Origin of the sequence: Carboxylicivirga linearis, from assembly GCF_018271995.1 — a bacterium.
Taxonomy (GTDB): Bacteria; Bacteroidota; Bacteroidia; order Bacteroidales; family Marinilabiliaceae; genus Carboxylicivirga; species Carboxylicivirga linearis.
Genome location: NZ_JAGUCO010000009.1, coordinates 41,173 through 65,560 on the forward strand (window position 1 = coordinate 41,173; position 24,388 = coordinate 65,560).

The following is a 24,388-nucleotide window of genomic DNA, read 5'->3' on the forward strand; positions in this document are numbered from 1 at the left end:
AGTATAATAAAAGCACTACATATTTAATAAAAGACTGTTTAAAGATTGGATGGTTGAACGCAATGATATTGTCAGTAACTAAAATTCAGGATTAAATCTATTTAATGTTTAATTCAATTAATTCTGCCTTATTGAAATGGTAAGGATTAATAACAGTTTTTATCTAAGCTATGAAGCAACCTGTTCAAAAAAATGCCATTGCTGTGATTGGCATGTCGTGTCGGTTCTCGCAAATCGACAACCTTGAAGACTTTTGGAATGTATTAAGCGAAGGAAAGTCTGTAATAAGTAAAATTCCCAATGACAGATGGAATCATGATGAGTACTTCGATCCAAACCCCGATACGCCATTAAAAACCAATCAAAATTCAGGGGCATTACTAAAGGATATTAATCACTTTGATCCATATTTCTTTCATGTGTCGCCCAAAGAGGCCATTGAGATGAGTCCGTCTCAAAAGTTAATGATGGAGTTAGCATGGGAATCGTATGAAAATTCTTCTTTAACCAAAAATGAGTTTTACGGCTCTAAAACAGGGGTGTATATTGGAAATATATGGGCTGATTTTGAACATTTACGAAAGATTCGTAAATCAGAGATTAATAATTTTTCAGCTCTAGGTCAATCATCTAATATTATAGCCAATCGTATTTCGTATTACTTTGGTTTAACTGGGCCAAGTCTGGTATTAGATACCGGATGTTCTTCATCGCTGGTAGCCCTTATGTTGGCTTTACAAAGCTTGCGTGATGGTTCGTCGAATATGTGTATCGCCGGAGGGGTTAATCATTTGATCGATCCAGATGAGTATGTTTATCTTTCGAAATTTGGCGGTTTGTCTTCCAAAGGTCAGTGTAGCGCTTTTGACGCCGATGCTGATGGTTTTGTAAGAGGAGAAGGTGCCGGATTGGTTCTGTTAAAACGTTTGGAAGATGCCGAAAAAGATGGAGATAAAATTTTGGGTGTTATTCGTGGTGGAGCAGTAACCAATAATGGTTTTAATGTGAATATGCCTGCTACCAGTAAAAGCGGGCAGGTGGAAGTGTTAAAGCATGCGTATGAAGATGCAGGGGTTGAACCATCTGAAGTTGATTACATTGAAGCTCATGGAACCGGAACAAAACAAGGAGATCCGACTGAGACAAGCGCTCTGGGAGAGTTTTTTGGAGCGAACAGAAACGAAGATGCTGCATTATGGGTTGGTTCGGTAAAAACAAACCTGGGACATTGTGAGTCTTCATCGGGTATTGCAGGTGTAATTAAAACGCTGCTTGCCTTACAGAATAATACCATACCACGTAACTTAAATTTTAAGAATCCGAATCCAAAAATAGATTTTAAAACGCTTAAGCTAAGAGTACCTACTGAAAATGTTGCTATTAAAAAGGCAGAGAATAAAACCATTAAAGCCGGAGTGAGTTCATATGGTTGGGGTGGAACCAATGTACATATTGTTTTTGAGGAATATAAAAAGAAAGAGTCAATTGATTCTAAGGCTTTAGCGCCTGATTCAGCTTATTTCTTACCTATTTCAGCTCATTCGCCCAAAGCATTGGTAGATTATTCTCAAAAATTCAAAGCCCTGCTTGAAAAGCCTAGTTCATCAGAAATAGTGGCTGATATTTGCGCATCTGCAGCATTTCATAAAACTGATTTTGAATATAAAAAAATGTTTTGGGGTAAAACTATCAATGATTTAACAAATCAGTTATCAGGATTTAAGGCTATAGATCAAAAGGCTATTAAACCAGGCAAGAATACAAACGAAAAAGTTGTATTTGTATTTCCCGGGCAAGGAGCGCAATGGTTTGGTATGGGTAAGGAATTATATGAGAGAGAACCTGTATTTAAACAATCAATTGATAAGTGTGATAAAGCATTTTCAAAATATGCAGATTGGTCGTTAATTGATGAAATTTATGCGACTGAAGAAAACAGTAAGCTGAAAAATATCAATGTTATTCAGCCTTATTTGTTTGCAATGCAGGTATCGCTGTCAGAGTTATGGATATCTAAAGGAGTTGAGCCATCGGCTGTAGTGGGGCATAGTATGGGCGAAGTTGGTGCTGCTTATATTGCCGGCGCTCTTTCTATAGAGGATGCAGCTATGATTATTTGTACCCGTAGTATTTTAATGAATACTTTAAGTGGTCAGGGAGGTGCAATGGCAGTAACCGAATTAAGTGCCGATGATGCCCAGGCTCTGGTTAGTCAGTATAGTGGAAAAATTTCATTGGCTGTGCAAAATAGTCCTAAGTCAACTGTGTTAGCTGGTGATGATGAGATCATTCAAAAAATACTTGAAGATTTAACGGCAAAGAATTTATTCTGTCGTCAGGTAAAAGTTGATGTAGCTTCTCACAGTCCTCAAATGGATTTGATCAAAGATGAGCTATTTGATCGAATTCAGTCGGTGAATCCCAAAGACCATCAAATGACTATTTATTCAACCGTTAAAAACAAAGTGGTTGAAGGAACAGATTTAGATGCTGACTATTGGCGCTCAAATCTAAGAGGCACTGTTCAGTTTGCTTCGGTAACTGAAAAGTTATTGGGTGATGGATATACAGTATTTGTGGAGGTTAGCCCTCACTCCGTATTAAGTACAGCTATAAACGAGTGCGCTGAGCATTTTAAATACAACAATATTTCTGTGATTGGTTCCTTGCATCGCGATAATCCTTCGATGGAAGAATTTGCCACAAATGTAGGGTTACTATATGAAGCGGGATATCCTTTTAAATGGGAAAAGTTTTACGGTAAGCAATACAATAAGAATATTGAATTGCCGGCATATCCTTTTCAGCGCGAGAACTACGAAATAGAAGACTTGTCAAGCCATTTTGAGTCTGGAGCCGATACGGTAAGTAGTCATCCTTTTCTGGGCTCACCTATTAAATTGGCCGAATCGGATGTTCATTACTGGGAGTCGAAATTAAGTTTATATAGCACTCCTTATTTGGCGCATCACCAGGTGAATGAAACGGCTGTTTTTCCGGGTGGATTTTATATCGAGATGATATTATCGGCCATCAGACAGATTGATGCAAAAACTACTTATTCTATTGAACAACTTAGGTTTGTGCAGTCAATTGAGATATTTAACAACGAGCCGGTGAGTATTCAGTTGAAGGTTGAGTCTGATCAAGGTATTTGCACTCAATTTAAAGTGTTTAAAAAAGTGGGTGAAAATCAAGATTGGGAATTAACTTGTTTTGGTGCTTTAAAAGTAAATACTCATTCGTCTCAAAAAGAATATACTGAGCTGGCAAATGTTGAAACGACTCTTGATAAACCATCTGTTTATAATTCGTTTAACAATTTGGGTGTAACTTTCAAAGAGTATTTCCAAAATGTAGAAGAATTGGTGATTAATGGTGATCAGGTTAGGGCTAAACTACAACTATCTGATACCAGTTTTTATCGAAAAGAATTGTTTGAGGCATCGCCCATTCTATTTGATAATTGCTTTCATTCATTGTTTGCTAAAGCCTTTTCATCGGTAAGTGATAATACCATTAAAACCACTTTTGTTGAAGGTTTGGATAGTATTTGTTTTTATAACAATTTTGCTTTTGAAGGGATGTTTTATGTTGCTGCAGACTTAGCTCCAATTTCAACTGAAGGAAACGATAATGTATACCTTATAAAAGGTGATATTGAAGTGTTTGACGAAAGCAAGAAACTGCTATTTGAGTTAAAAGGAGTCCGGGCAAAAGTAATTGATACGGGCATTGAAAAAGCTGATGATGATGAGTCGGATGGTGATATTAGAATGAAGGTATTGAATGAACCGGATGCTCAAAAACGTGTAGCTCTTATTAATGAATACATGTTGAATTTGGTGGCTGATGCTGCCAAAGCTTCACCTGATCAATTGGAGTTATCGATGACGTTTAAGAATATGGGAATTGATTCATTAACTATTGTTCAGTTACGAAATGTCATTGAAAAACAGTTTGATATCAAAATTTCTATCAAAATGTTTTACGAATTTCCTTCTATTGATGTGTTCTCAGAACTTTTAAATGAGTTGGTTATTTCGGAAGATAGTATCCCAATGTTGGGCGCTGAAACAAGTAACAATGGATGGTTGATCAGGCAACCTCTGAGTGGTGAAGTAAAACAGCAACTGTTTGTCTTTCATGATGCGGGAGGAAGTATTCGTTTGTTTGAGCCATGGGCATCTGTGTTAAATGATTCAACAGAGTTGATAATGGTGCAATTGCCCGGAAGAGATAATCGAGCAGATGAAAAAATGCTAAATGATATTGATGTTTTAATGGAACAATTAGTTCCAATAATGAACGATGTAATTGATAAACCTTTTAGTATTTATGGACATAGTATGGGGGGATTGCTGGCATTTGAAGCAGCTCGGCGATTACAAATTCAGTTTGGACAAACAGCTCAGGAGTTAATTGTATCAGGTACGCCTTGCCTGAAAGGTTTTACAAATAAGTTTGTGAACACTATTTTCGAAGATGGATATACCGATGAGCAATGGTTTTCTCTGTTAACATCAGGTAATAATACCGGACTATCATTGCAAGATGAATTGGTTCAGCAAATGTTGACTACCTTACGTAACGATTTTGAATTGATTCATAGGTATCAGTACCAAAATGGAGATAAACTGAAGTGTTCGGTTGTTGCTCTTCATGCTATGGCCGACGATCGTGTAAATATGGAAGATGTTAAAAAATGGCCATCTGAAACGGAAAAATCATTTGAGCTTTACGAGGTGACAGGAGGACATAACTTTGTGTATGAACAACCCGAAGTTGCTCCGCAGATTGTAAGTGAAAGATTAGCTCGCTGTTTGGTTGAGTCAGAGGCTTAATTAAAAATAAAGAGAAAGCTTCCAATTTAGGGAGCTTTCTTTGTTATACTATTGAATATGACAAACGAAAATAATGTGTATTTGCCGATAGTTGGTACATGGGTCCTATCATCTATTTATTACCTTTTTGATGACGGTACCAAACAAGATATGTATGGCTCCAATCCATTGGGGATTTTAATGTACGATGAAAATGGTTTAATGAATGCTCAGTTGGGCAGTAAAGAACACAAAAGTTACGATTTTGAATCACAATCCTGTTCCGGGCTTTTTTCTAATTATATGGCTTATTATGGTGATTATTATGAAGAATCTCCCGGAAAACTAATACATAAGGTAACAGGATGTGTTCATCCGCATTGGATAGGTGAAAAAGAGGTGCGTTATTACGAGTTGAAAGAGGATGTGTTAAGAATATGGACTCCAAAAATGAACATTAATGGCAAAGATGCCATCATAGAAGTATATTGGAAGAGGGCTTAAAACATAGCTGTTAATCTTTTAAAGGTTAACAGCTTCTTCTTTTTTCAACCACCCGACTTCTTCACTTTGTAACCATCATTTTTAAGCAAATCAACCACTTTGTCTCTAAAATCACCTTGAATAATAATTTCTCCATCCTTGGCGGTACCGCCCACTCCACATTTACTTTTGAGCATTTTACCTAGATCTTTAAGGTCATCATTAGTGCCAATAAAGCCAGTTACTAAGGTTACTTTTTTGCCACCTCGCTGCTTTTTATCAAGCATCACTCTTAAATCCTGCTCCGATGGATTAAGGGTTTCCTGTTCTTCACTTTCGTTGTATTGATAGTCAAAATCCTGGTTGGTTGAGAAAACAACTCCATCCAGATTTTTCCATTTTTTCTTTTTTGCCATCATTAATATTTTGCGGTAAAAATACGATTAATCCTTAATTTGTAGAAGAATTAGAAAGTCTTTGGTATCTTACTATTTATTTCAGTTATTCTAATCTTTTTAACCCTAACATTATGAAAAAGTTAATCTTATTATTAGTGGTGGTAGTAGGTACAACCACTTTTGCGCAAGACTCACTTAATTTTATTAAGCTCGATCAGTTTTTTGATTTGCTCGAAAAGAACAATAAGTTTATGGGTGCCGTTGCGGCCTATAAAGGTGATCAACTGTTGTACGAACGATATTGTGGATTTTCTGATGTAGATATTAAGCAATCAATAGACTCCTTAACAACTTTTAGAATTGGTTCTATAACAAAAATGTTTACCTCGGTTCTCATCTTCAGAGAGATTGAGAAAGGCAATCTATCACTAGAAACCAAACTGAGTAATTACTTTCCTCAAATAACTAATGCTGATAAAATTTCTGTTGGTCAGTTACTAAGTCATCGAAGCGGGATTCATAATTTTACTGATGATATCGATTATCAAGGATATATGACGATGGATAAAACACGGAATGATTTATTGGAAATAATTCAATCAAAGGGATCTGATTTTAAGCCCGGCGAAAAAATGCAATACAGTAACAGTAATTACGTGTTACTGACTTTTATACTGGAGGATATTACCCATAAATCGTATAGCCAATTAGTTAACGGGTTATGTGATAATATTGAGCTGAAAAACACCAGGTTGGGAGGAACGATTGAACCATCTCAAAACGAAGCTTTGTCTTATGTGTATAATGAGAAATGGGTGCTGGCTCCCGAAACCAGCATGTCCATTCCATTGGGTGCAGGTTCTATTATTTCAACTCCCCGGGACCTTAACATTTTCATCCAAAAATTATTTAATGGTGAAGTTATTTCTAATGAAAGTTTTACAGACATGACCAGCCTGACGGGTGGTGTTGGATACGGTATTTTCTCGTTTCCGTTTTATGAAAAAACAATGTTGGGACATAATGGGGGGATTGATGGTTTTAGAAGTAATTTATCTATTAATGAAGATATCAGTTTAGCTGTATTGGGAAATGCTTACAGTTTCGACTTGAATGGAATATTAATTGCTTGCTTAAGCGAAATTTATGGCAAAGACTATGAATTACCTGATTTTTCAGGAAAAGCAATTGAGTTGGATGCTGAAGTTTTAAAAAGTCTTGAAGGTGAATATGTGTCAGCACAAATGCCTTTGAAAATATGGATTGTTTACGACGGTGAGAAACTAACTGCTCAGGCTACCGGTCAGTCGCCTTTCCCATTAACAGCTTGTGAAAACGGAATTTTTAAGTTTGATCCGGCAGGTGTTCAAATCGTATATTCAGTTGAGAATAATGTCATTGTGCCGGATAAATTTCAATTAAAGCAAAATGGTATGACATTCGATTATCAGAAGGAGTAATTCTTTTCTACTTTTGCAGGTATGGATTTGAGGTCAATAAAAGTAATAGGGTTTGATGCAGATGATACTCTTTGGGAAAATGAGACATTTTTCAGGGAGGCTGAGCATCAGTTTGCCAATGTTTTGTCCGATTTTATGCCGGAGGAAGATATTATGCGTGAGTTGTATCAGATTGAATTGGCAAATATGCCCATTTACGGATACGGAATAAAGGCTTTCATTCTCTCGTTGATAGAAACGAGTTGTTTAATTACCCATAATCAGTTAACAGCTGAGCACACAACTCAAATTCTGGCAATTGGAAAAGAAATGCTGAATAAACCGGTTGAGTTGCTGGATGATGTACCTGAGGTTTTGCAAATCCTTTCACAGAAATATAAATTGATTGTCGCCACCAAAGGTGATTTGCTCGATCAGGAACGCAAACTGGCTAAGTCTGGATTATTGACTTACTTTCATCATATTGAAGTAATGAGCGATAAACATCCGGAAGCATATTTGAAATTAATCAATCATTTGGAGGTTGAACCTGCTGAGTTTTTAATGATAGGTAATTCTATGAAATCAGATATTCTGCCGGTTGAGGAGATAGGAGGATACGGTATTCACGTTCCGTTTCATACAACCTGGCATCATGAAGTGGTTGAACATCATGTGGTTTCTGATCGAGTGCATGAAGTGGGAAAATTAAGTGAGGTGTTAACTCTTTTTAATAGCTGATTATGATTGTGACAATGATGGGTACTATTGCTGCTGTGCTCACTACTTCTGCCATGTTTCCTCAGGCCATACGTATTATTAAAACCCGTGATGTGCACAGTATATCCTTGTTAATGTATCTGGCTAATACTTTTGGAATTGTATTTTGGTTGATTTATGGAGTGTTACTTCAGGAATTACCTATTATAGTTGCAAATTCAATTGCTATAATACCCGCATCTGTTATACTTATTTTAAAGATTGTGCTTGGAAGGAATGTTAAGAAGTAAAAATAACCATCTCACATTGTTCAAATTGTCTGAAACAAAACTCAATTCAAGAGCAACAAGCGAGATGGTTTACCAATTACAGATTTTGCGGTCTAGTAATTAGTTTTATTAATTTCAAAATAAGATTGAGGATGTAAGCAAGCTGGGCATGTTTTAGGTGCTTTTGCACTTTCATGGATAAATCCACAATTACGACACATCCAGGTTACTTTTCCGTCTCTCTCAAAAACTTTTCCCTCCATTAAATTGTCGTATAGCTTTCTGTATCTTGCTTCGTGATGAGCTTCTACTTTAGCAATCATCTTAAAGGCAACTGCTACTTCTTTAAACCCTTCTTCTTCGGCAACTTTTGCAAATTCAGGATATAATTCAGTCCACTCTTCATTTTCACCATCTGCAGCTGCTTGCAGGTTTTCCTTAGTATCACCAATTACACCAGCAGGATATGAAGCAGTAATTTCAACCATGCCACCTTCCAGGAATTTAAAGAAGCGTTTAGCATGTTCTTTTTCTTGCTCAGCTGTTTCCATAAAAATAGAAGATATTTGCTCTAAACCTTCTTTTTTAGCTTGCTTAGCAAAGTAGTTGTATCGCATGCGAGCCTGTGACTCACCTGCAAAAGCTTTTAATAAGTTTTGTTCGGTTTTTGTTCCTTTTAAACTAGTCATAATTTGTTCATTTGTGTTTTTAAGATCTGGGTTGATCAACAATATTACTTTATATTTTTTATTTTTTTATATCTCAAGTAAGTAGAACCTCTTATTTAGATTTCTTCCAAACACATATAAAGTGCAGGATGCAGACCATTATTACTTTCTTTTTAAATGAATATAATGGAATTAAAGCTTCTTTTAAACAGGTTCAAACATAGATTTGGGTGATCCGCAAGTCGGACAAGTCCAATCGTCGGGTAAATCATCAAATGAAGTGCCCGGAGCAATGTCATTTTCTTCATCACCAACGGCCGGATCATAGATATATCCACAGGCCAGACACTTGTATTTTTGATTAGTAGATGCCTGTTCTGTTTTTGGCTTTGAGGTTATTTTTGATTTATCAATATAGGTTGGTGCATTTTTAGGAGCAGCACCTTTTTTAACATCTCGGTAGAAGGCGTATGTTAAAGGTTCTCCTGCTTCATCCAGTAATTCATTTTCTATTATTTCACCAATAAATAAAATGTGAGTATCAACAATTATGGTTTGTTTTACTTTACAGTCAAACCATGCAATGCTGTCTTGTGTAACAACCGGAGTACCGCTTTTACTGGTTTTGTATTCTATATTCTCAAACTTATCAACATCTTTTCCCGTTTTGTATCCAAAAAGTCCAATGGTGTCGGCTGAGGTATCTTGTTTTAGTATTGAAATAGAAAAATATCCTGACTCTTCTATTAGTTTAGAAGTAAGGTTATCTTTATTACAGCTAATAGCTATTTGAGGTGGCTCAGCAGTAACCTGGAATGCCGTATTGGCAACATATCCGTTTTGTTTATCATTGGCTTTGGCTGAAATAATATATAATCCGTAGGTGATTTTAAAAAATGCTTCTATGTTCATAGTTGTCTGTTTAGTTCTCGATTCTATAAAATTAAAATAAATTAAACGTTATAAGAAGTGTATCGTAGACTGGTTGTGATCTTTTTCTGCTTTTGGAATCTATTTAGATTGATTGTAAATTGTGATTTCTTCGTGTTTGTCATTCAAAATCTAAATCTCAAGGTTTACTTTTGACAGAGGAATGTGACACTAAGTAGTATAATTAATATTAACTGCAATAATTCTATCATCATTGCTTAATGCAATAAATTGATTAATTGTTCGATATGAATAAAATCGTTGATAAGGAGTTTTTTTCTGAGAATGTTGTTCGGTTGGAAATAGAAGCTCCCAGAATTGCAAAAGCCCGAAGAGCTGGTCATTTTGTAATTGTTAAGGTAGGGAAAAATGGAGAGAGAATACCATTAACTATCGCATCTGCAAATCCGGAAAAGGGAACCATTACTTTGGTTGTGCAACGTGTTGGTGTTTCATCACGCCGCTTAGCTGAACTTAACATAGGTGATGAAATTACCGATTTGGTAGGACCACTCGGACAAGCAACCCATATTGAGAATTTTGGAACCGTTTTGGCTTGTGGAGGAGGCGTTGGTGTAGCTCCGTTATTGCCTATTGTTGAGGCAATGAAAAAAGCGGGTAATAAAGTTATAACGGTAATTGCAGCTCGTACCAAAGATTTAATTATTCTGGAGGATCAAATAAAGCAATATTCCGATGAGCTGATTGTAATGACCGATGATGGAACTTATGGTGAAAAAGGTTTGGTAACCGATGCCATGGAGAAAGTTCTGCAACGCGAAAAAGTTGATCTGTCAGTTGTTATTGGGCCAGCTATTATGATGAAGTTTGCATCTTTAACTACTGAAAAATACGAAGTACCTACCTATGCCAGTTTAAATACTATAATGGTTGATGGTACCGGTATGTGTGGCGCATGCAGGATAACAGTAGGGGGTAAAACTAAGTTTGTTTGTGTTGATGGTCCTGAGTTTGATGCGCACAAGGTTGATTTCGATGAAATGTTGCTTCGCTTAAACGGATATAAAGAGATAGAAAAAGAAGCAGAACAAAATTACCTTCATTCAAAAGACAAGAAATAAAATGACTGTTAGCAAAGAATATTTAAAAGCAGAAAGAGAGCAGTCCTGGAGGGTTGATATACGCGGTTTAATGAAAAATAAGGATAGAACCGCATTGGTTAGGGTGCATATGGGGGAAGTAGATCCCAAAGAACGAATTCTCTCTAATATTGAAGTTAATAAAGGATTAACGCAGGAAGAGGCAGTAAATGAGGCACGTCGGTGTTTGGATTGTCCTGATCCGACATGTATTACCGGTTGTCCTGTTGAGATTAATATACCAAAGTTTGTAAAGCGCATTGAACAAGGTGAGTTTGTAGAAGCTGCCAAAGTGTTGAAACAAACAAGTACGCTACCTGCTGTTTGTGGTCGTGTTTGCCCGCAGGAGAAACAATGCGAAGCAAAATGCTTTTATAAACTTAAGCTAAAAAAAGATCCGGTTGCCATTGGTTATCTGGAGCGTTTTGCGGCCGATTATGAGCGCGAATCAAATCAGATGTCGGTGCCTGACATAGCCGCCAATAACGGAATTAAAGTGGCTGTGATTGGCAGTGGGCCTGCAGGCTTAACTTTTGCAGGTGATATGGCTAAACAAGGCTATGATGTTACTGTTTTTGAAGCTTTGCACGAAATAGGCGGTGTACTTAAATATGGTATTCCTGAGTTTCGTCTACCCAACAATATTGTGGATGTTGAAATAGATATTCTCAGTAAGATGGGGGTGAAGTTTGAGAATAATTTCATTGTAGGTCGAACAGCAACTATTGAAGATTTAAAAGAAGAAGGATTTGAAGCTTTCTTTACAGGTAGTGGAGCTGGTTTGCCTCGTTTTATGAATATTCCGGGTGAGAATTACATAGGAGTGTTAAGTTCCAATGAATATCTGACTCGTATCAACCTGATGCATGCAGCCAGTCCTGAAACGGATACTCCTATTGTGAGTGGTAAAAATGTTGCTGTTATCGGTGGTGGAAATACAGCTATGGATTCGGTTAGAACAGCTAAACGTTTAGGAGCCGAACGGGCCATGATTATTTATCGTCGTTCGCTGGAAGAGATGCCAGCACGTGTAGAAGAAATAAAACATGCTCAGGAGGAAGGGATTGAATTTATGACATTAACCAATCCGGTTGAATATTTTGCCGATTCAACAGGCAGGGTAAATAAGGTAAGAGTGCAAAAAATGGAGTTGGGCGAACCGGATGCATCGGGCCGTCGCAGACCTATACCTGTAGAAGGATCGGAATATGAAATAGAGGTTGATACAGTGGTAGTAAGTGTAGGGGTGTCACCCAATCCGCTTATCCCAAGTTCTTTGCCTCAGCTTGAAACAACCCGTTGGGGAACAATTGTAGTAGATGAAGAAAAATTACAGTCATCTATACCAGAGATGTTTGCCGGAGGTGACATTGTAAGAGGAGGGGCAACGGTTATTCTGGCTATGGGTGACGGCAGAAATGCAGCGGCAGCCATGCATAATTATCTTCAGGAAAAACATAACTCTTAAAATATGAAGAATCTTTCAACTACATATTTGGGTATTCCCATTAAAAACCCAATCGTTATTGGTAGTTCGGGATTGGCGGCTACCATTGGCGGAATTAAAAAACTTGCTGATGCCGGTGCTGCTGCCATTGTTTTGAAATCAATCTTTGAAGAGGAGATTGTGGCAGAAGCCGAGCAAACCATTGGTCAGCAATTAGGTATGGACGATAATAATCTGGAGTTTTTTGATTATTACGATTATCAGGTGAAGCATGAAGCGCTTCAAAACTATGTTGCTTTAATTAAAGAAGCCAAAGAAGCGGTAGATATTCCTATCATAGCAAGTATTAATTGTACTTCGTATAGCGAGTGGGTATCATATGCTAAAAAGTTTGAAGCTGCTGGAGTAGATGGTATTGAGTTGAATATTTTTAAGCTTCCGTACGATGAATCAGCAACTGCAGAATCAATTGAAAAGATTTATTTTGATATTGTTGATAAGGTGAAGCAATATGTACAAGTTCCGGTTGGATTAAAACTGGGATCGTATTTTACCAATATGGGCAGTGTGTTAACTCGTTTGAGCGAACAGGCTGGTGGTTTAATACTATTTAATCGTTTTACATCATTGGATTTTGATATTGAGAACGATCAGGTTGTATCGGGTAAGGTTTACTCTAATCCCGAAGATTTTTCGATGTCGTTACGTTGGATTTCTATTTTATCACCCAAGGCTAAATGTGATTTAGTTGCTTCAACCGGTATTCATGATTATTCATCTATTATTAAAATGTTGATGGCAGGAGCATCCTCTGTAGAGATGGTGTCAGCTGTTTATAAAGAAGGTCCGGAAGTAATCAGGTGGATGTTGGGCGAAGTGGAGAAATGGATGGAACGTAGGGGATATGAATCAATAAATGATTTTAAAGGACGATTAAGCCAGGGGCAATCATCCAATCCAGAGGTTTTTGAACGTGTTCAGTTTATGCGGTATTTTTCTGGTTACAACAAATAGAAAAATAAAGAATATAAAGGCAGAAGGCGGAAGTGTTCACGAATACTTCTGCCTTCTGCCTTCTGCCTTTATACAACCGACTTCTTTGTTTCTTAGTAATTTATTCCTATCTTTGCGCCCTGTAAAAATAAAACCTTCTAAAAATTAAGAAGATATGTTGAATCATTATGAAACCGTTTTCATTTTAACTCCCGTTTTGTCTGATGTTCAGATGAAGGAAGCGGTAGAAAAATTCAAAGGTTTGATAACCGAGAATGGAGGTAAAATTGTAAACGAAGAAAATTGGGGCCTACGTAAATTGGCTTACCCAATTCAAAAGAAATCGACTGGTTTCTATCAGTTGTTTGAGTTCGATGCTGAACCAGATTTCGTTGCTAAATTGGAAACAGCTTTCCGTCGAGATGAGCGTATTATCCGCTTTTTGACATTCAAGCTTGACAAGTACTCTAAAGCGTACGCCGAAAAAAGAAGAGCTAACAAAAAAGAAAAAAAGGAGAACTAGACCATGGCACAGAATCAATCAGAAATCAGATATCTTACTCCTCCATCAGTAGAGATTAAGAAGAAAAAGTACTGTCGTTTTAAGAAAAACAAGATCAAGTACATCGATTACAAAGATCCTGAGTTTTTGAAGAAGTTCTTAAACGAGCAAGGTAAAATTTTACCTCGTCGTCTAACAGGTACTTCTTTGAAATATCAAAGAAAAGTAGCTCAGGCAGTTAAGAGAGCACGTCACTTGGCCTTGTTGCCATACGTAACCGATTTGATGAAATAAGAAAAAGGAGGATTTACGATGGAAATTATTCTTAAAGAAGATATTCAGAATCTTGGCCACAAAAACGATATCGTTAGTGTGAAAAATGGTTACGGACGTAACTATTTAATTCCGCGTGGATTAGCTATTTTGGCTACTACGTCTGCCAAGAAAGTACACGAAGAAAATATGAGACAACGTGCTCATAAAGAAGAGAAAATTAAAAACGAAGCCCTTGAGGTAGCTAAAACATTAGAAGGTAAGTCATTTACTATTGGTGCTAAAGCTAGTTCAACTGGTAAGATTTTCGGTTCAGTAAATACTATTCAAATTGCTGAAGCATTAACTAAGGAAGGTTTTAACGTAGAGCGTAAAAACATTGCTATGAAAGATGATGCTAAAGAATTAGGTACTTACACAGTAACCGTAAAATTGCATCGTGAAGTTAAGGTTGACATCTCTATTGAGGTTGTTGCCGAGTAACATTTTTTATTAATCTCGGATAGATTAAAAAACATTTTTCAAACAGACATAAACCACCATGGGGACATGGTGGTTTTTTATTTGTATTAACTGAAGGATTTTAGCTGCCTTCGCAGATCTTTCTGTACGAGGCTGAAGATATCTCTGAGCGAGACTACAGATTATTCTGAGAAGATTATTCTGTCCTTCACTTTAGGATAACCTTCAGACATAAAAAAACTGCTCCTCTATACGAAAAGCAGTTTATAAAATATTGTAAGGTCGAATTATTTAACGGCTATTGTTTCAATTTCAACTAATACGCCCAATGGTAATTCTTTTACAGCAAAGGCGGCTCGTGCTGGTGGGTTTTCTGTATAGCGCGATCCATAAACTTCATTCATGGCTTTAAAGTTGGCCATGTCGCTTAATAAGCAAGTCGATTTTACAACATCAGCAAAAGTGTAACCTGCTTCATTAAGTATGGCTTCGATATTCTTCATTACCTGCTCTGTTTGCTCAGTAATTCCTCCCTCAATAACTTTACCTGTTACAGGAACAACTGGTACCTGACCCGATATGTATAATGTGCCGTTTACTTCTACTGCCTGACTGTATGGTCCAATTGCTCCCGGAGCGTTGTTTGTTGATATTATCTTTTTCATTGCGAATTGTTTTAATTTGATATTGAAACCAACTGTTTAGTTGAATGTTTTTAGATATCTATAATCTAAATTTCTAATCATCTAATTATAGAAATTAGGATTGTCACGAGCACTGCTTCGTTTGTCGTATTTTAAGTCTTGTAGCATACTTGAATTCACTCTTATGGTGAAAAAGTATGATTTATATCGGCCAACGGGTACTAAACTAAAATTCATGCTCCAGCAATGAAGGTCGCGACTGATACCCATACTGGTATGTGCCAATTCTTTTCTATCGAAACTATATCCAGATGAAAAATTGATTTTCCATTTAGGGGTTAAGGAGACGTTACCATTAAAGTTAACATCGGAAGTAACAGCATATACATAATCCTTTTCATCTCTATCAAATCGACCGGATACTCGTAATGAATAATTAAAGGATAAATTCCAGGGGATAGAGAAATCGGCGTAGCCATCATCACCAGCCATAAGGTTGCGATTTTCATCATCACCAAACTGAGGTAAGCCCGAAGTAGGATCGTTAGGGTCTATAGCATCACTATTTGGTGGTTCTTGATCCTGGTTTTGGTTATCTGTACTATTGTCGGTTTTCTTTTTAAAGGTATCGGAGCCAATGCTGTATCCAAAGCTTAAGTTGGCACTTTCTAAACGAAGAAGTTGTTTGTTTGACTCCCATAAAAAGGTGTTAGTGACGGCTCCTACAGAGTCGAGTGCGTATGCGTTAAAACGAGCGCCAAAATTAATATTGGTACCAGCAATTTTAGTACGACCTGTCATATTAATAGGAGCTAATTTAACCGAGTCTCTTAAGAAGTTGTAACTAGAGCTGAAGTTTAAGCTCTCAAGAATTTTAATTTTCTTAAATCCGGTAGTGTCTTTTTCGCTTTTTACTTTCATCTCCAGGGTGTTACCTAAGCTAAAGCCCATTGAGCCCGATTTTCCTGCTCCCGGAGTTCCATATAAGTAACCTTCGTAGTATGAATATTCTTTTCTTACTACTTCATCTCTGTTTTCGTCGTAGTATTCAAACCAATCATAGAATCCATATTTTGGATCACTAAAATCGGGGCTATATGAAAATGATACTGATGGAGTTGCAACATGGCGAATTTTTTCAATTTTGTTTCCAAAGAGTTTTCTCCATGGAGTAAAGAAGGTGTATATTTTAGTTGATGTACCAGCGCTCAAACTGTAATCATACGCGCGGTTAAATCCTGATATTGGGTCGCTTTTAACTATCGATTGTTGTTCTTCGTCCCAATATTGCTCGGTTTTGGATAGGTACCAACGCTCTCTGTAATTAAATGATGGATTTAATGTGAAGTGCTTAAGGAATTTAAAATTCATGGCAACAGGTATGGAGTGTTGTGCTCCATTTTTCCATTGGTTGGTAAAGTGGTCAGGAGAAAAACCCAATTCATATTCTTTTGCACTTACATAGTTTTTAGCATTACCTGTATAAGAGAGGCTAATTTTTTCTAAAAAGTTTTCGTTGGAACCAACCTTGTTTTTTTTCTTAAATGGATAAAAACGATTTACTGTAAAGGTTACGTCCGGAATGGTTAAGTCAATGGTTGTATCTCTACTGTTTTGCGAGTGAAGAAGGTTTAAAGAAAGGTTGAATGGTTTTCCAGGCCATCTTTTGCTGTAAGAAATACTTGATCGTTTAGTGTTTCTTGAGATATCACTTCCGTTTACTGTTCCAATGGAGTTGATATTGTTTTGATCGTATGAGCTGGTAGAATAATTTACACTGGCTGAAAAGGTTTGAAAAGGATTAGCTTTTGCATCCTGACGATGGCTCCAGGTGATTGACATATCCTTGGTTTTTCTGTAGTCAGGAAGGTCTTTTTCGCTGTAAACGTTTTCCATGTACTGAAAATTAAAACTACCGCTAAACTTATACCTTAATTTATAGTTGGATGAAGTTCGCGATGCCCAAGAACCATTGGTGAATATATCAGCCTTCTGTGTAAGATCGAAATAATCATTCGCTGCCCAGTAGTAACCTCCATCCGTTAGACCAAAGCCTCTTATTGTTTCATCGCGGTATGATGGAAATATAAAGCCTGAGCTATAGGAAGATGTACTTGGTATCATAGCGAAGGGAATTGCAATAGGTAATTTTACATCTTCTACCACCAGATAGGCCGGACCTGTAATTGTTTTTTTACCCGGAACTACTTTTGCTTTGGTTAAATTGAGGTAAAAATGCGGATGGTCGTGATTATCACAAGTAGTATATCGGGCGTCTTTCATGCAGTATGCATTGTCTTCAATTTTTTTAGCCCGTTCACCTACAACAAAACCTTCTCCTTGTTCGGTTACAATGTGCTTAATAATAGCTTTTTCTGTTTTGAAATTGTATTTCATCCTGCGCATCTCGTATTCGCCGCTGGGGTCTGTAAAAACAGGTAAGCCAATTTCATTATTGAGCGAATCTTTCATTCCGTAGGCAACAGCAGTACTGCTGTCCATATCCAAAATAATAGTATGAGCAGTTAATAATATATCCTGATAACTTACTTCCGCTTCTCCATATAGATAGGTTTTTTTCGTAACCATATCTGTATAAATTGAATCTTTTGCCTTGTACTGCACCTCAGAGTCAATCAGAAAGCTACCGGAGCCTGAGTTATCTTTAATAGAATCGTTAGGTGTATTTAACGAGTCTTGTTGGACAATTAAAGTCTGTGGCTGATTAAATTCCAGGCTGTCTCTTTGTGGCAATCTGTTATTTAGTGTATCATCCTTTATTGTTGTAGGTGGAAACATCTGCGGCATAATCTCAGGAGTTTGTGCCAACGTCGGAATTTCATGAAAGAAGATGACTGTCCAAAAAGCTGATAATAAAATAGTTTTTAGCAGTCTGCTATATTGTGTGTTTTGAAGTGTCAAAGTGGTTATTTTTTCAAGCGTCCACAAAAATAATTAAAAAAAGCGCACATCGCGGTTTCCTTAAAAAAAATAGGGATAGTAAGTGTCTTTTTTATCTCATCATTATTTTCCTATTTTTGAACAGTAATTTATAAATGTATGACAATTTTTCCACTAAATACACGCATTGTTTTTTCAGTATTTATTGTCTTTGGGGTGTTTCTGTCTGAAAAAGAGCTTGTAGCTCAGGAGGACTTAACTTTAAATACGATTGTAATAGATGCGGGACATGGGGGCAAAGATCCAGGGGCCATTGGTAAAAAGTCTAAAGAAAAAGACATTGTTTTAGATGTTGCTTTAAAATTAGGAGATTATCTAAACGAATATCTACCGGAAGTAGAGGTTGTATATACCCGAAATAAGGATGTGTTTGTACCATTAAATAAAAGAGCAGAGATTGCGAACAAAAGCAAAGCGGATTTATTTGTTTCTATTCATGCCAATTCAATAAGTGTTCCATCAATAGCTGGTGCAGAAACATTTGTTTTAGGTTTACATCGAACAGAGGAAAACCTGGAAGTGGCAAAGAAGGAGAACTCTGTAATTGTGTTGGAGGAAGATTATAGTACGACCTATGAAGGATTTGATCCAAATTCGCCCGAGTCATATATTATATTTGAGTTGATGCAAAATGTGCATTTAGATCAGAGTATTCATATAGCTTCAATGGTACAGCAACAGTTTCATAGTCGGGTTGGAAGAAAGGACAGGGGAGTGAAACAAGCCGGTTTTTTGGTTCTTCGGGAGGTTGCTATGCCCAGCGTTTTAGTAGAACTTGGTTTTTTAAGTAATATTAAAGAAGAAAAATTCATTGCATCAGAAGAAGGCAAGACTTATTTGGCTTCGGCACTTTTCAGAGCCATCAGAGATTATAAGAAAGAACATGATGCAAAAAGTAATATGCAGGATTTAGCCTTGTTACAATCTAATTTAATTAAGAGCAAAGTGCTATATCGAATACAGGTGGCGTCTTCGAAAAATAAGATAAAAGAGGGAACTCGGATATATAAGAAATTTAATGACCTTTATGAGTTTCAAGAAGGAGGTTATTTTAAATATTCTACAGGGTGCACGTCGGATTATAACGAAATTGTAAAGTTACTACAAACTGTAAAGTCCGATGTGAATGATGCTTTTGTTATAGCTTTCCAAAGTGATAAAAAAATTAGAGTTAGTGAAGCAAGAAAGCTAACTGGTAATAAAGAATAAATTCTCTATTAATACAATATCTTAAACCTATATAGATGAAGAAAGAGATAAAAATAGGATTAACGGTTATAGTGGCTTTCGCAATTCTGATTTGGGGATTCAATTTTTTAAAAGGACGTGATATTTTAAAGGTAGGCGACTTTTACTATGGATCATATGCAAGAATTGATGGTTTAACTAATGCCAGTCCTCTTTATTATAAAGGCTTTAAAGTGGGATATGTAAGAGATATTGATTTTCATCCTACAATACCCAATCGCTTTTTGGTAACCTTTGAATTGAAGAAAAATGTTCCATTACCCATTGATTCAAAAGCACAGATTTATAGCTTAGATCTAATGGGCACTAAAGGTGTTCAACTTATACCAGGTAAATCAGATGAACTCTTAGCGTATGGAGATACCTTACAGACCTCGGTAATGGGTGATTTAAAGGATCAGGTTAGTATGGAGGTGTTGCCTTTAAAGGATAAGGCCGAACGTTTAATTGTACAGCTCGATTCGGTGTTTACAAATTTGGGCGATATTGTTGATGAAGAGAATAGAACAAATATCAAAGAAACGATGAAGTCCTTTCGAAAATCGATGAAATCGTTTCAGACCATATCATCCAGACTTTCTGAGGAGCTTTCCGAAGGTGGCGAAATGTCAAATGTAATTAAACGCACCGACTCAGTTATGATGATGTTAACAGCCCAAGGGCCCTATATAGATACTGTTTTTCAGAGTATGGCTGGTTTTAGTCAACAATTAGAAAATGCTCAAATTGATGAGTCTCTTCAAGAATTAAAGAAAACTTTAGGTAATACATCTGAATTGCTTGCTACTATTAATGAAGGCGATGGTAGTTTAGGGTTGTTATTAACAGATAAGGAGCTTTATTATTCGTTAACCGAAGTTTCTGCTAGTTTAAATCGTTTATTGATTGATGTAAGGCATAATCCTAAAAGATATGTGAGCTTCTCAGCAATCGATTTAGGTAAGAATGTAACTGTTTCTGATGGTTCGTACGGAATAACCGGTATTGTATTTCAGGTTCAACTTAAAGAATCGAAAAAACCTCTTCAAATGGATTCGGTAATTTTGGATGGAAAATATAATGTATTTGAAGATTATCGAAAATCTAAATATTACTACTCAGTTGGTCAATCTCGCTCATTTGATGAAATAGAAAAAGTATATGACGAAGTGAAGGACTTTTATGATGAGGCAAAGATCGTCGCTTTTGAAAATGGGGAGTCTTTAAGTTTGAGAAAAGCTAAAAAAAGATCTAAATAATAAATATATATTATAATCAATAGGTGTGTATTAATTTTTTTTTACCGTCGTATTAAATTTTTTTTTAGAATATTCTAAAATGCCTGATAATTCAATAGGTTGCAAGTAGTGTTGTAATAGTGTTTAAATGCTATATGTCAGAATTTCAGTATCTTAACCTTAAAATCATTAAATGGCTGATTTATAGTGTAAGAACGACAATAATGAGAAAATCAAGAAAATTAATATTTTTTTTTCCATTTTTTTTTCACAAATTTTGTTTTCGGAAAAGGGATAGTGTTGAACATAAAGCTTAAAAAAGGAAACGAAAAGAATGAATGTCGATTACTCTAATGTTTGGGATAATTGCCTACAGGTGATAAAGGACAATATACCTCAAACAAGTTACCAAACCTGGTTCGAACCAATTAGGCCTGTGAAATTGGAAAAGGACATCTTAACCATTCAGGTACCCAGTTTATTCTTTTATGAATATCTGGAAGAACATTATATTGATTTGCTAAGCAAAACGCTTAGAAAAAGTTTGGGATCCACCGCTAAGCTGGAATATAATGTTGTTATGGACAACAGTCATATTGATAACAGAAAGCCATATACTTTAAATTTCCCAACAACTAACAAAACAGATTTACGTAATCGACCTGTTTCAGTTAGTTCAAATCAGGAACGTCCTGATATAAGAAACCCTTTTGTTATACCGGGGATAAAAAAGTTAAATGTTGATCCTCAGTTAAATAATGATTATAGTTTTGAGAATTATATTGAGGGTGATTGTAATCGACTTGCTCGTAATGCGGCAATGGCTGTAGCAAAGAATCCAGGTAAAACGGCATTTAACCCATTATTCTTACATGGTAACTCTGGTTTGGGTAAAACTCACCTGGCGCAATCAATTGGTATTGAAGTGAAGCGTCAAATGCCGGAAAAAACAGTTTTGTATGTAAATGCAAACAAATTTCAAACTCAGTTTACAGACTCGGTTAGAAATAATTCACAAAATGACTTTTTGAATTTCTATCAAATGATCGATGTCTTAATTATCGATGATGTTCATGAGTTTGCCGGAAAAACAAAAACACAAAATACATTCTTCCATATTTTTAATCATTTACATCAAACAGGTAAGCAGTTGATTATCACTAGTGATAAAGCTCCTGTTGAGTTGGCTGGAATGGAAGATCGATTGTTGTCGAGGTTTAAGTGGGGTTTATCAGCTGATTTGCAGATTCCTGATTTTGAAACTCGTGTAGAAATATTAAATCGTAAAATATATACCGATGGGTTAACTGTACCTGAGGATGTTGTTTATTACATTGCCAGCAATGTTTTGAATAATGTTCGTGAGTTGGAAGGTGCTTTGATCTCATTACTGGCTCAGGCTACTTTAAATAAAAAAGAAATCAACTTCGAAACTGCTAAAAGTATTATAGATAAGTTGGTTAAGAAAACTTCTCGCGAAGTGTCTATCGAATCTATTTCACAAACAGTTTGTGATTATTTCGGATTAGATTTGGATTTGCTCCAATCTAAGACTCGAAAGCGTGAAATTGTGCAGGCTCGCCAGGTGGCTATGTATTTTAGTAAAGGTTTAACCAATTCTTCTTTATCTACTATTGGAGCTAAGATTGGAAAAAAAGATCATGCAACGGTTTTGCATGCTTGCAAGGCTGTTAATAACTTAATTGAAACTGATAAAGATTTCAAAGGTCAAATTAAAGAAATTGAGGCTCAGTTGAAGTCGTAACTTGATAACGCTATTTTTGAAAAAAGACATCCAATTTTTTGGGTGTCTTTTTTTGTGTCCAAGTATTTGAATTAACATTTTCATTATTTTTGCCTTCATATAATTTATACTAAATGAGAGAGTTTCCAGCAGAGTGGCACAAGCAAAGTGCTGTTCAGTTAACATGGCCTGATTCTACAACCGATTGGAAAGATGATCTGAACGAAGTCATTCCTGTTTATAAAACAATTGTTGATGAAATCAGTCAGGATCAAAAAGTGATCATAGTGGCTCAGGATATAGATGATGTGAGTCTGATGTTTTCAGAAAAGGAGAATGTAAAAGTGGTTAAGAGTCAGATTGATGATACATGGGCGCGTGACCATGGAGGAATCTCTGTCTTTAAAGATGGAAAACCTGTACTTCTCGATTTTGGTTTTAATGCGTGGGGAGAGAAGTTTAGCTATCAAAAAGACAATGCTATTACTCAACATATGTTTCATTCAAATATTTTTAATGAAGATGTTGAGTATTCAAATAACCTTGATTTTATTTTGGAAGGCGGAAGTGTTGAGTCAGATGGGAAAGGAACGGTTTTAACAACAGCAGAGTGTTTACTATCGCCCCAGCGTAATCCTGAACGTGATAAGGAGCAGATTGAAGAAGAGCTGAAACAGCGATTGGGGGCCGACAGAATACTTTGGCTTGAACATGGCTACCTGGCTGGAGATGATACAGATAGTCATATTGATACATTGGCAAGGTTTGTTGATGAAGAAACAATTGCTTACGTTGTTTGTGATGATGCAGAAGATGAGCATTTTAATAGTCTGAAGGCAATGGAAGATCAATTGATGAAATTCAGACAAAAAGATGGAAAACCATATCGCTTAGTAAAATTACCAATGGCGGATAAGGTTTATGAAGATGAAGACCGTCTTCCGGCAACCTATGCTAACTTTTTAATTGTCAATAAAAAAGTATTGTTACCCTTTTATAATTCTCCTAAAGATGAGGAAGTAAAGTCGATGTTTCAACAATTGTATCCCCAACATCAAATTATTGGAATCAATTGTTTGCCTTTGATTAAACAACATGGTTCACTGCATTGTATTACCATGCAATATCCCATTGGATTTGTAAAATAACAAAACATGAAAAAAGAGAAGTTAATTGTAGGTGTTGTTCAGCAATCAAATATAGATTCAGTTAATGATAATTGTAAATTATTGGAGCGAAATATAAGGGATTGTGCAGATAAAGGGGCGGAGTTAGTTGTTTTGCAGGAGTTGCACAATAGTTTGTATTTCTGTCAGCACGAAACGGTTGACTATTTTGATTTAGCTGAAACCATTCCTGGACCATCTACAGAATTTTATGGAGCTATTGCAAAAGAGCTGGGGATAGTATTGGTTACATCACTATTTGAAAAACGTGCTCCAGGCTTGTATCATAATACAGCGGTTGTATTTGAGAAAGATGGAAGTCTAGCTGGTAAATACCGCAAAATGCATATTCCTGATGACCCCGGTTTTTACGAAAAATTCTATTTTACTCCAGGTGATATGGGGTTTGAACCCATAGTAACTTCAGTTGGTAAGTTAGGTGTTTTAGTTTGTTGGGATCAATGGTACCCTGAAGGAGCCAGGCTGATGGCTTTGAAGGGAGCAGAGGTTTTGATTTATCCTACAGCAATAGGTTGGGATATCAATGATACATCTGATGAACAGGAACGTCAACTTGGTGCCTGGACGATTTCGCAACGAGCTCATGCTGTTTCAAATGGATTACCTGTTATAGTGGCAAACCGAACAGGTCATGAATCAGATCCTACAGGTAATTCAGATGGAATTAAATTCTGGGGAAATAGTTTTATTGCTGGTCCGCAAGGGGAAATATTGGCAAGTGCTCCTTCAAATGAACATTGCAATATTATACAGGAGATCGATCTGAAGAGAAGTGAAGATGTTCGTCGTATTTGGCCTTTTCTAAGGGACAGGCGCATAGATGCATACGGAAATATTGTTAAACGGTATATTGATTAAAAATTGAAAACCACCATATTTA

21 protein-coding genes are annotated in these 24,388 nt (G+C 36.4%); 16 read left to right on the top strand and 5 right to left on the bottom strand.

Translation table 11 applies throughout. The annotated features are described in order from the left end of the window. Positions 1-170 precede the first annotated feature (170 nt). Positions 171-4,844, top strand: coding sequence for a type I polyketide synthase (locus KEM10_RS13170; RefSeq protein ID WP_212216482.1), 4,674 nt, complete (start codon positions 171-173; stop codon positions 4,842-4,844). Between the two features lie 57 nt (positions 4,845-4,901). After that, a complete protein-coding gene (locus KEM10_RS13175) occupies positions 4,902-5,327 on the top strand; it encodes a lipocalin-like domain-containing protein (RefSeq protein WP_212216483.1) in 426 nt (141 codons plus the stop codon). Positions 5,328-5,371: 44 nt separating this feature from the next. Here KEM10_RS13175 and KEM10_RS13180 read toward each other — a convergent pair whose 3' ends face one another. Then, on the bottom strand, positions 5,372-5,722 hold the full coding sequence (locus tag KEM10_RS13180; RefSeq protein WP_212216484.1) for a translation initiation factor: 351 nt from the start codon (positions 5,720-5,722) through the stop codon (positions 5,372-5,374). 113 nt (positions 5,723-5,835) lie between these two features. On the opposite strand from KEM10_RS13180, the gene KEM10_RS13185 reads away from it, so the two are divergent. The 3 genes from KEM10_RS13185 to KEM10_RS13195 are packed head-to-tail and all read left to right on the top strand — an operon-like array spanning position 5,836 to position 8,153. Continuing rightward, on the top strand, positions 5,836-7,164 hold the full coding sequence (locus KEM10_RS13185) for a serine hydrolase domain-containing protein (RefSeq protein WP_212216485.1): 1,329 nt from the start codon (positions 5,836-5,838) through the stop codon (positions 7,162-7,164). A gap of 21 nt (positions 7,165-7,185) precedes the next feature. Continuing rightward, positions 7,186-7,884 (top strand): HAD family hydrolase, encoded by a 699-nt coding sequence (locus KEM10_RS13190; RefSeq protein WP_212216486.1) that lies wholly within the window; start codon positions 7,186-7,188, stop codon positions 7,882-7,884. A gap of 2 nt (positions 7,885-7,886) precedes the next feature. Beyond that, positions 7,887-8,153 (top strand): SemiSWEET transporter, encoded by a 267-nt coding sequence (locus tag KEM10_RS13195; protein ID WP_212216487.1) that lies wholly within the window; start codon positions 7,887-7,889, stop codon positions 8,151-8,153. A 92-nt stretch (positions 8,154-8,245) separates the two neighbouring features. Here KEM10_RS13195 and rbr read toward each other — a convergent pair whose 3' ends face one another. Then, a complete protein-coding gene (rbr, locus tag KEM10_RS13200; RefSeq protein WP_212216488.1) occupies positions 8,246-8,821 on the bottom strand; it encodes a rubrerythrin in 576 nt (191 codons plus the stop codon). A 183-nt stretch (positions 8,822-9,004) separates the two neighbouring features. Further along, the gene (locus tag KEM10_RS24765) at positions 9,005-9,712 is read right to left on the bottom strand and encodes a flavin reductase (RefSeq protein WP_212216489.1); all 708 of its coding nucleotides are present in this window, start codon (positions 9,710-9,712) and stop codon (positions 9,005-9,007) included. A gap of 266 nt (positions 9,713-9,978) precedes the next feature. Here KEM10_RS24765 and KEM10_RS13210 point away from each other — a divergent pair, with 266 nt between their 5' ends. From KEM10_RS13210 to rplI, 6 genes are all read left to right on the top strand, one after another. Next, on the top strand, positions 9,979-10,812 hold the full coding sequence (locus KEM10_RS13210) for a sulfide/dihydroorotate dehydrogenase-like FAD/NAD-binding protein (RefSeq protein WP_212216490.1): 834 nt from the start codon (positions 9,979-9,981) through the stop codon (positions 10,810-10,812). Position 10,813: 1 nt separating this feature from the next. Beyond that, complete coding sequence (gltA, locus tag KEM10_RS13215; protein ID WP_212216491.1) at positions 10,814-12,298, top strand: NADPH-dependent glutamate synthase; 1,485 nt, start codon at positions 10,814-10,816, stop codon at positions 12,296-12,298. A gap of 3 nt (positions 12,299-12,301) precedes the next feature. After that, positions 12,302-13,291, top strand: a complete 990-nt coding sequence (locus KEM10_RS13220) for a dihydroorotate dehydrogenase-like protein (protein WP_212216492.1) — start codon at positions 12,302-12,304, stop codon at positions 13,289-13,291. 154 nt (positions 13,292-13,445) lie between these two features. Then, positions 13,446-13,793: a 30S ribosomal protein S6 gene (gene rpsF / locus KEM10_RS13225; RefSeq protein ID WP_212216493.1), complete on the top strand. Its 348-nt coding sequence runs from the start codon at positions 13,446-13,448 to the stop codon at positions 13,791-13,793. A 3-nt stretch (positions 13,794-13,796) separates the two neighbouring features. Beyond that, positions 13,797-14,066, top strand: a complete 270-nt coding sequence (rpsR, locus tag KEM10_RS13230; protein WP_212188816.1) for a 30S ribosomal protein S18 — start codon at positions 13,797-13,799, stop codon at positions 14,064-14,066. 18 nt (positions 14,067-14,084) lie between these two features. After that, the gene (rplI, locus tag KEM10_RS13235) at positions 14,085-14,528 is read left to right on the top strand and encodes a 50S ribosomal protein L9 (RefSeq protein WP_212216494.1); all 444 of its coding nucleotides are present in this window, start codon (positions 14,085-14,087) and stop codon (positions 14,526-14,528) included. A 266-nt stretch (positions 14,529-14,794) separates the two neighbouring features. Here rplI and KEM10_RS13240 read toward each other — a convergent pair whose 3' ends face one another. Then, entirely contained in the window at positions 14,795-15,172 is a 378-nt protein-coding gene (locus KEM10_RS13240) for a RidA family protein (protein WP_212216495.1), read from the bottom strand. An 81-nt stretch (positions 15,173-15,253) separates the two neighbouring features. Continuing rightward, the gene (locus tag KEM10_RS13245; RefSeq protein ID WP_212216496.1) at positions 15,254-18,073 is read right to left on the bottom strand and encodes a putative LPS assembly protein LptD; all 2,820 of its coding nucleotides are present in this window, start codon (positions 18,071-18,073) and stop codon (positions 15,254-15,256) included. A 138-nt stretch (positions 18,074-18,211) separates the two neighbouring features. On the opposite strand from KEM10_RS13245, the gene KEM10_RS13250 reads away from it, so the two are divergent. From KEM10_RS13250 to KEM10_RS13270, 5 genes are all read left to right on the top strand, one after another. After that, the gene (locus tag KEM10_RS13250) at positions 18,212-19,321 is read left to right on the top strand and encodes an N-acetylmuramoyl-L-alanine amidase family protein (protein ID WP_212216497.1); all 1,110 of its coding nucleotides are present in this window, start codon (positions 18,212-18,214) and stop codon (positions 19,319-19,321) included. A gap of 35 nt (positions 19,322-19,356) precedes the next feature. Then, entirely contained in the window at positions 19,357-20,598 is a 1,242-nt protein-coding gene (locus tag KEM10_RS13255; RefSeq protein ID WP_212216498.1) for an MlaD family protein, read from the top strand. Between the two features lie 313 nt (positions 20,599-20,911). Beyond that, on the top strand, positions 20,912-22,342 hold the full coding sequence (gene dnaA / locus KEM10_RS13260) for a chromosomal replication initiator protein DnaA (RefSeq protein WP_212216499.1): 1,431 nt from the start codon (positions 20,912-20,914) through the stop codon (positions 22,340-22,342). Between the two features lie 113 nt (positions 22,343-22,455). Then, the gene (locus KEM10_RS13265) at positions 22,456-23,469 is read left to right on the top strand and encodes an agmatine deiminase family protein (protein WP_212216500.1); all 1,014 of its coding nucleotides are present in this window, start codon (positions 22,456-22,458) and stop codon (positions 23,467-23,469) included. A gap of 6 nt (positions 23,470-23,475) precedes the next feature. Then, positions 23,476-24,366: a carbon-nitrogen hydrolase gene (locus KEM10_RS13270; RefSeq protein WP_212216501.1), complete on the top strand. Its 891-nt coding sequence runs from the start codon at positions 23,476-23,478 to the stop codon at positions 24,364-24,366. Positions 24,367-24,388 lie beyond the last annotated feature (22 nt).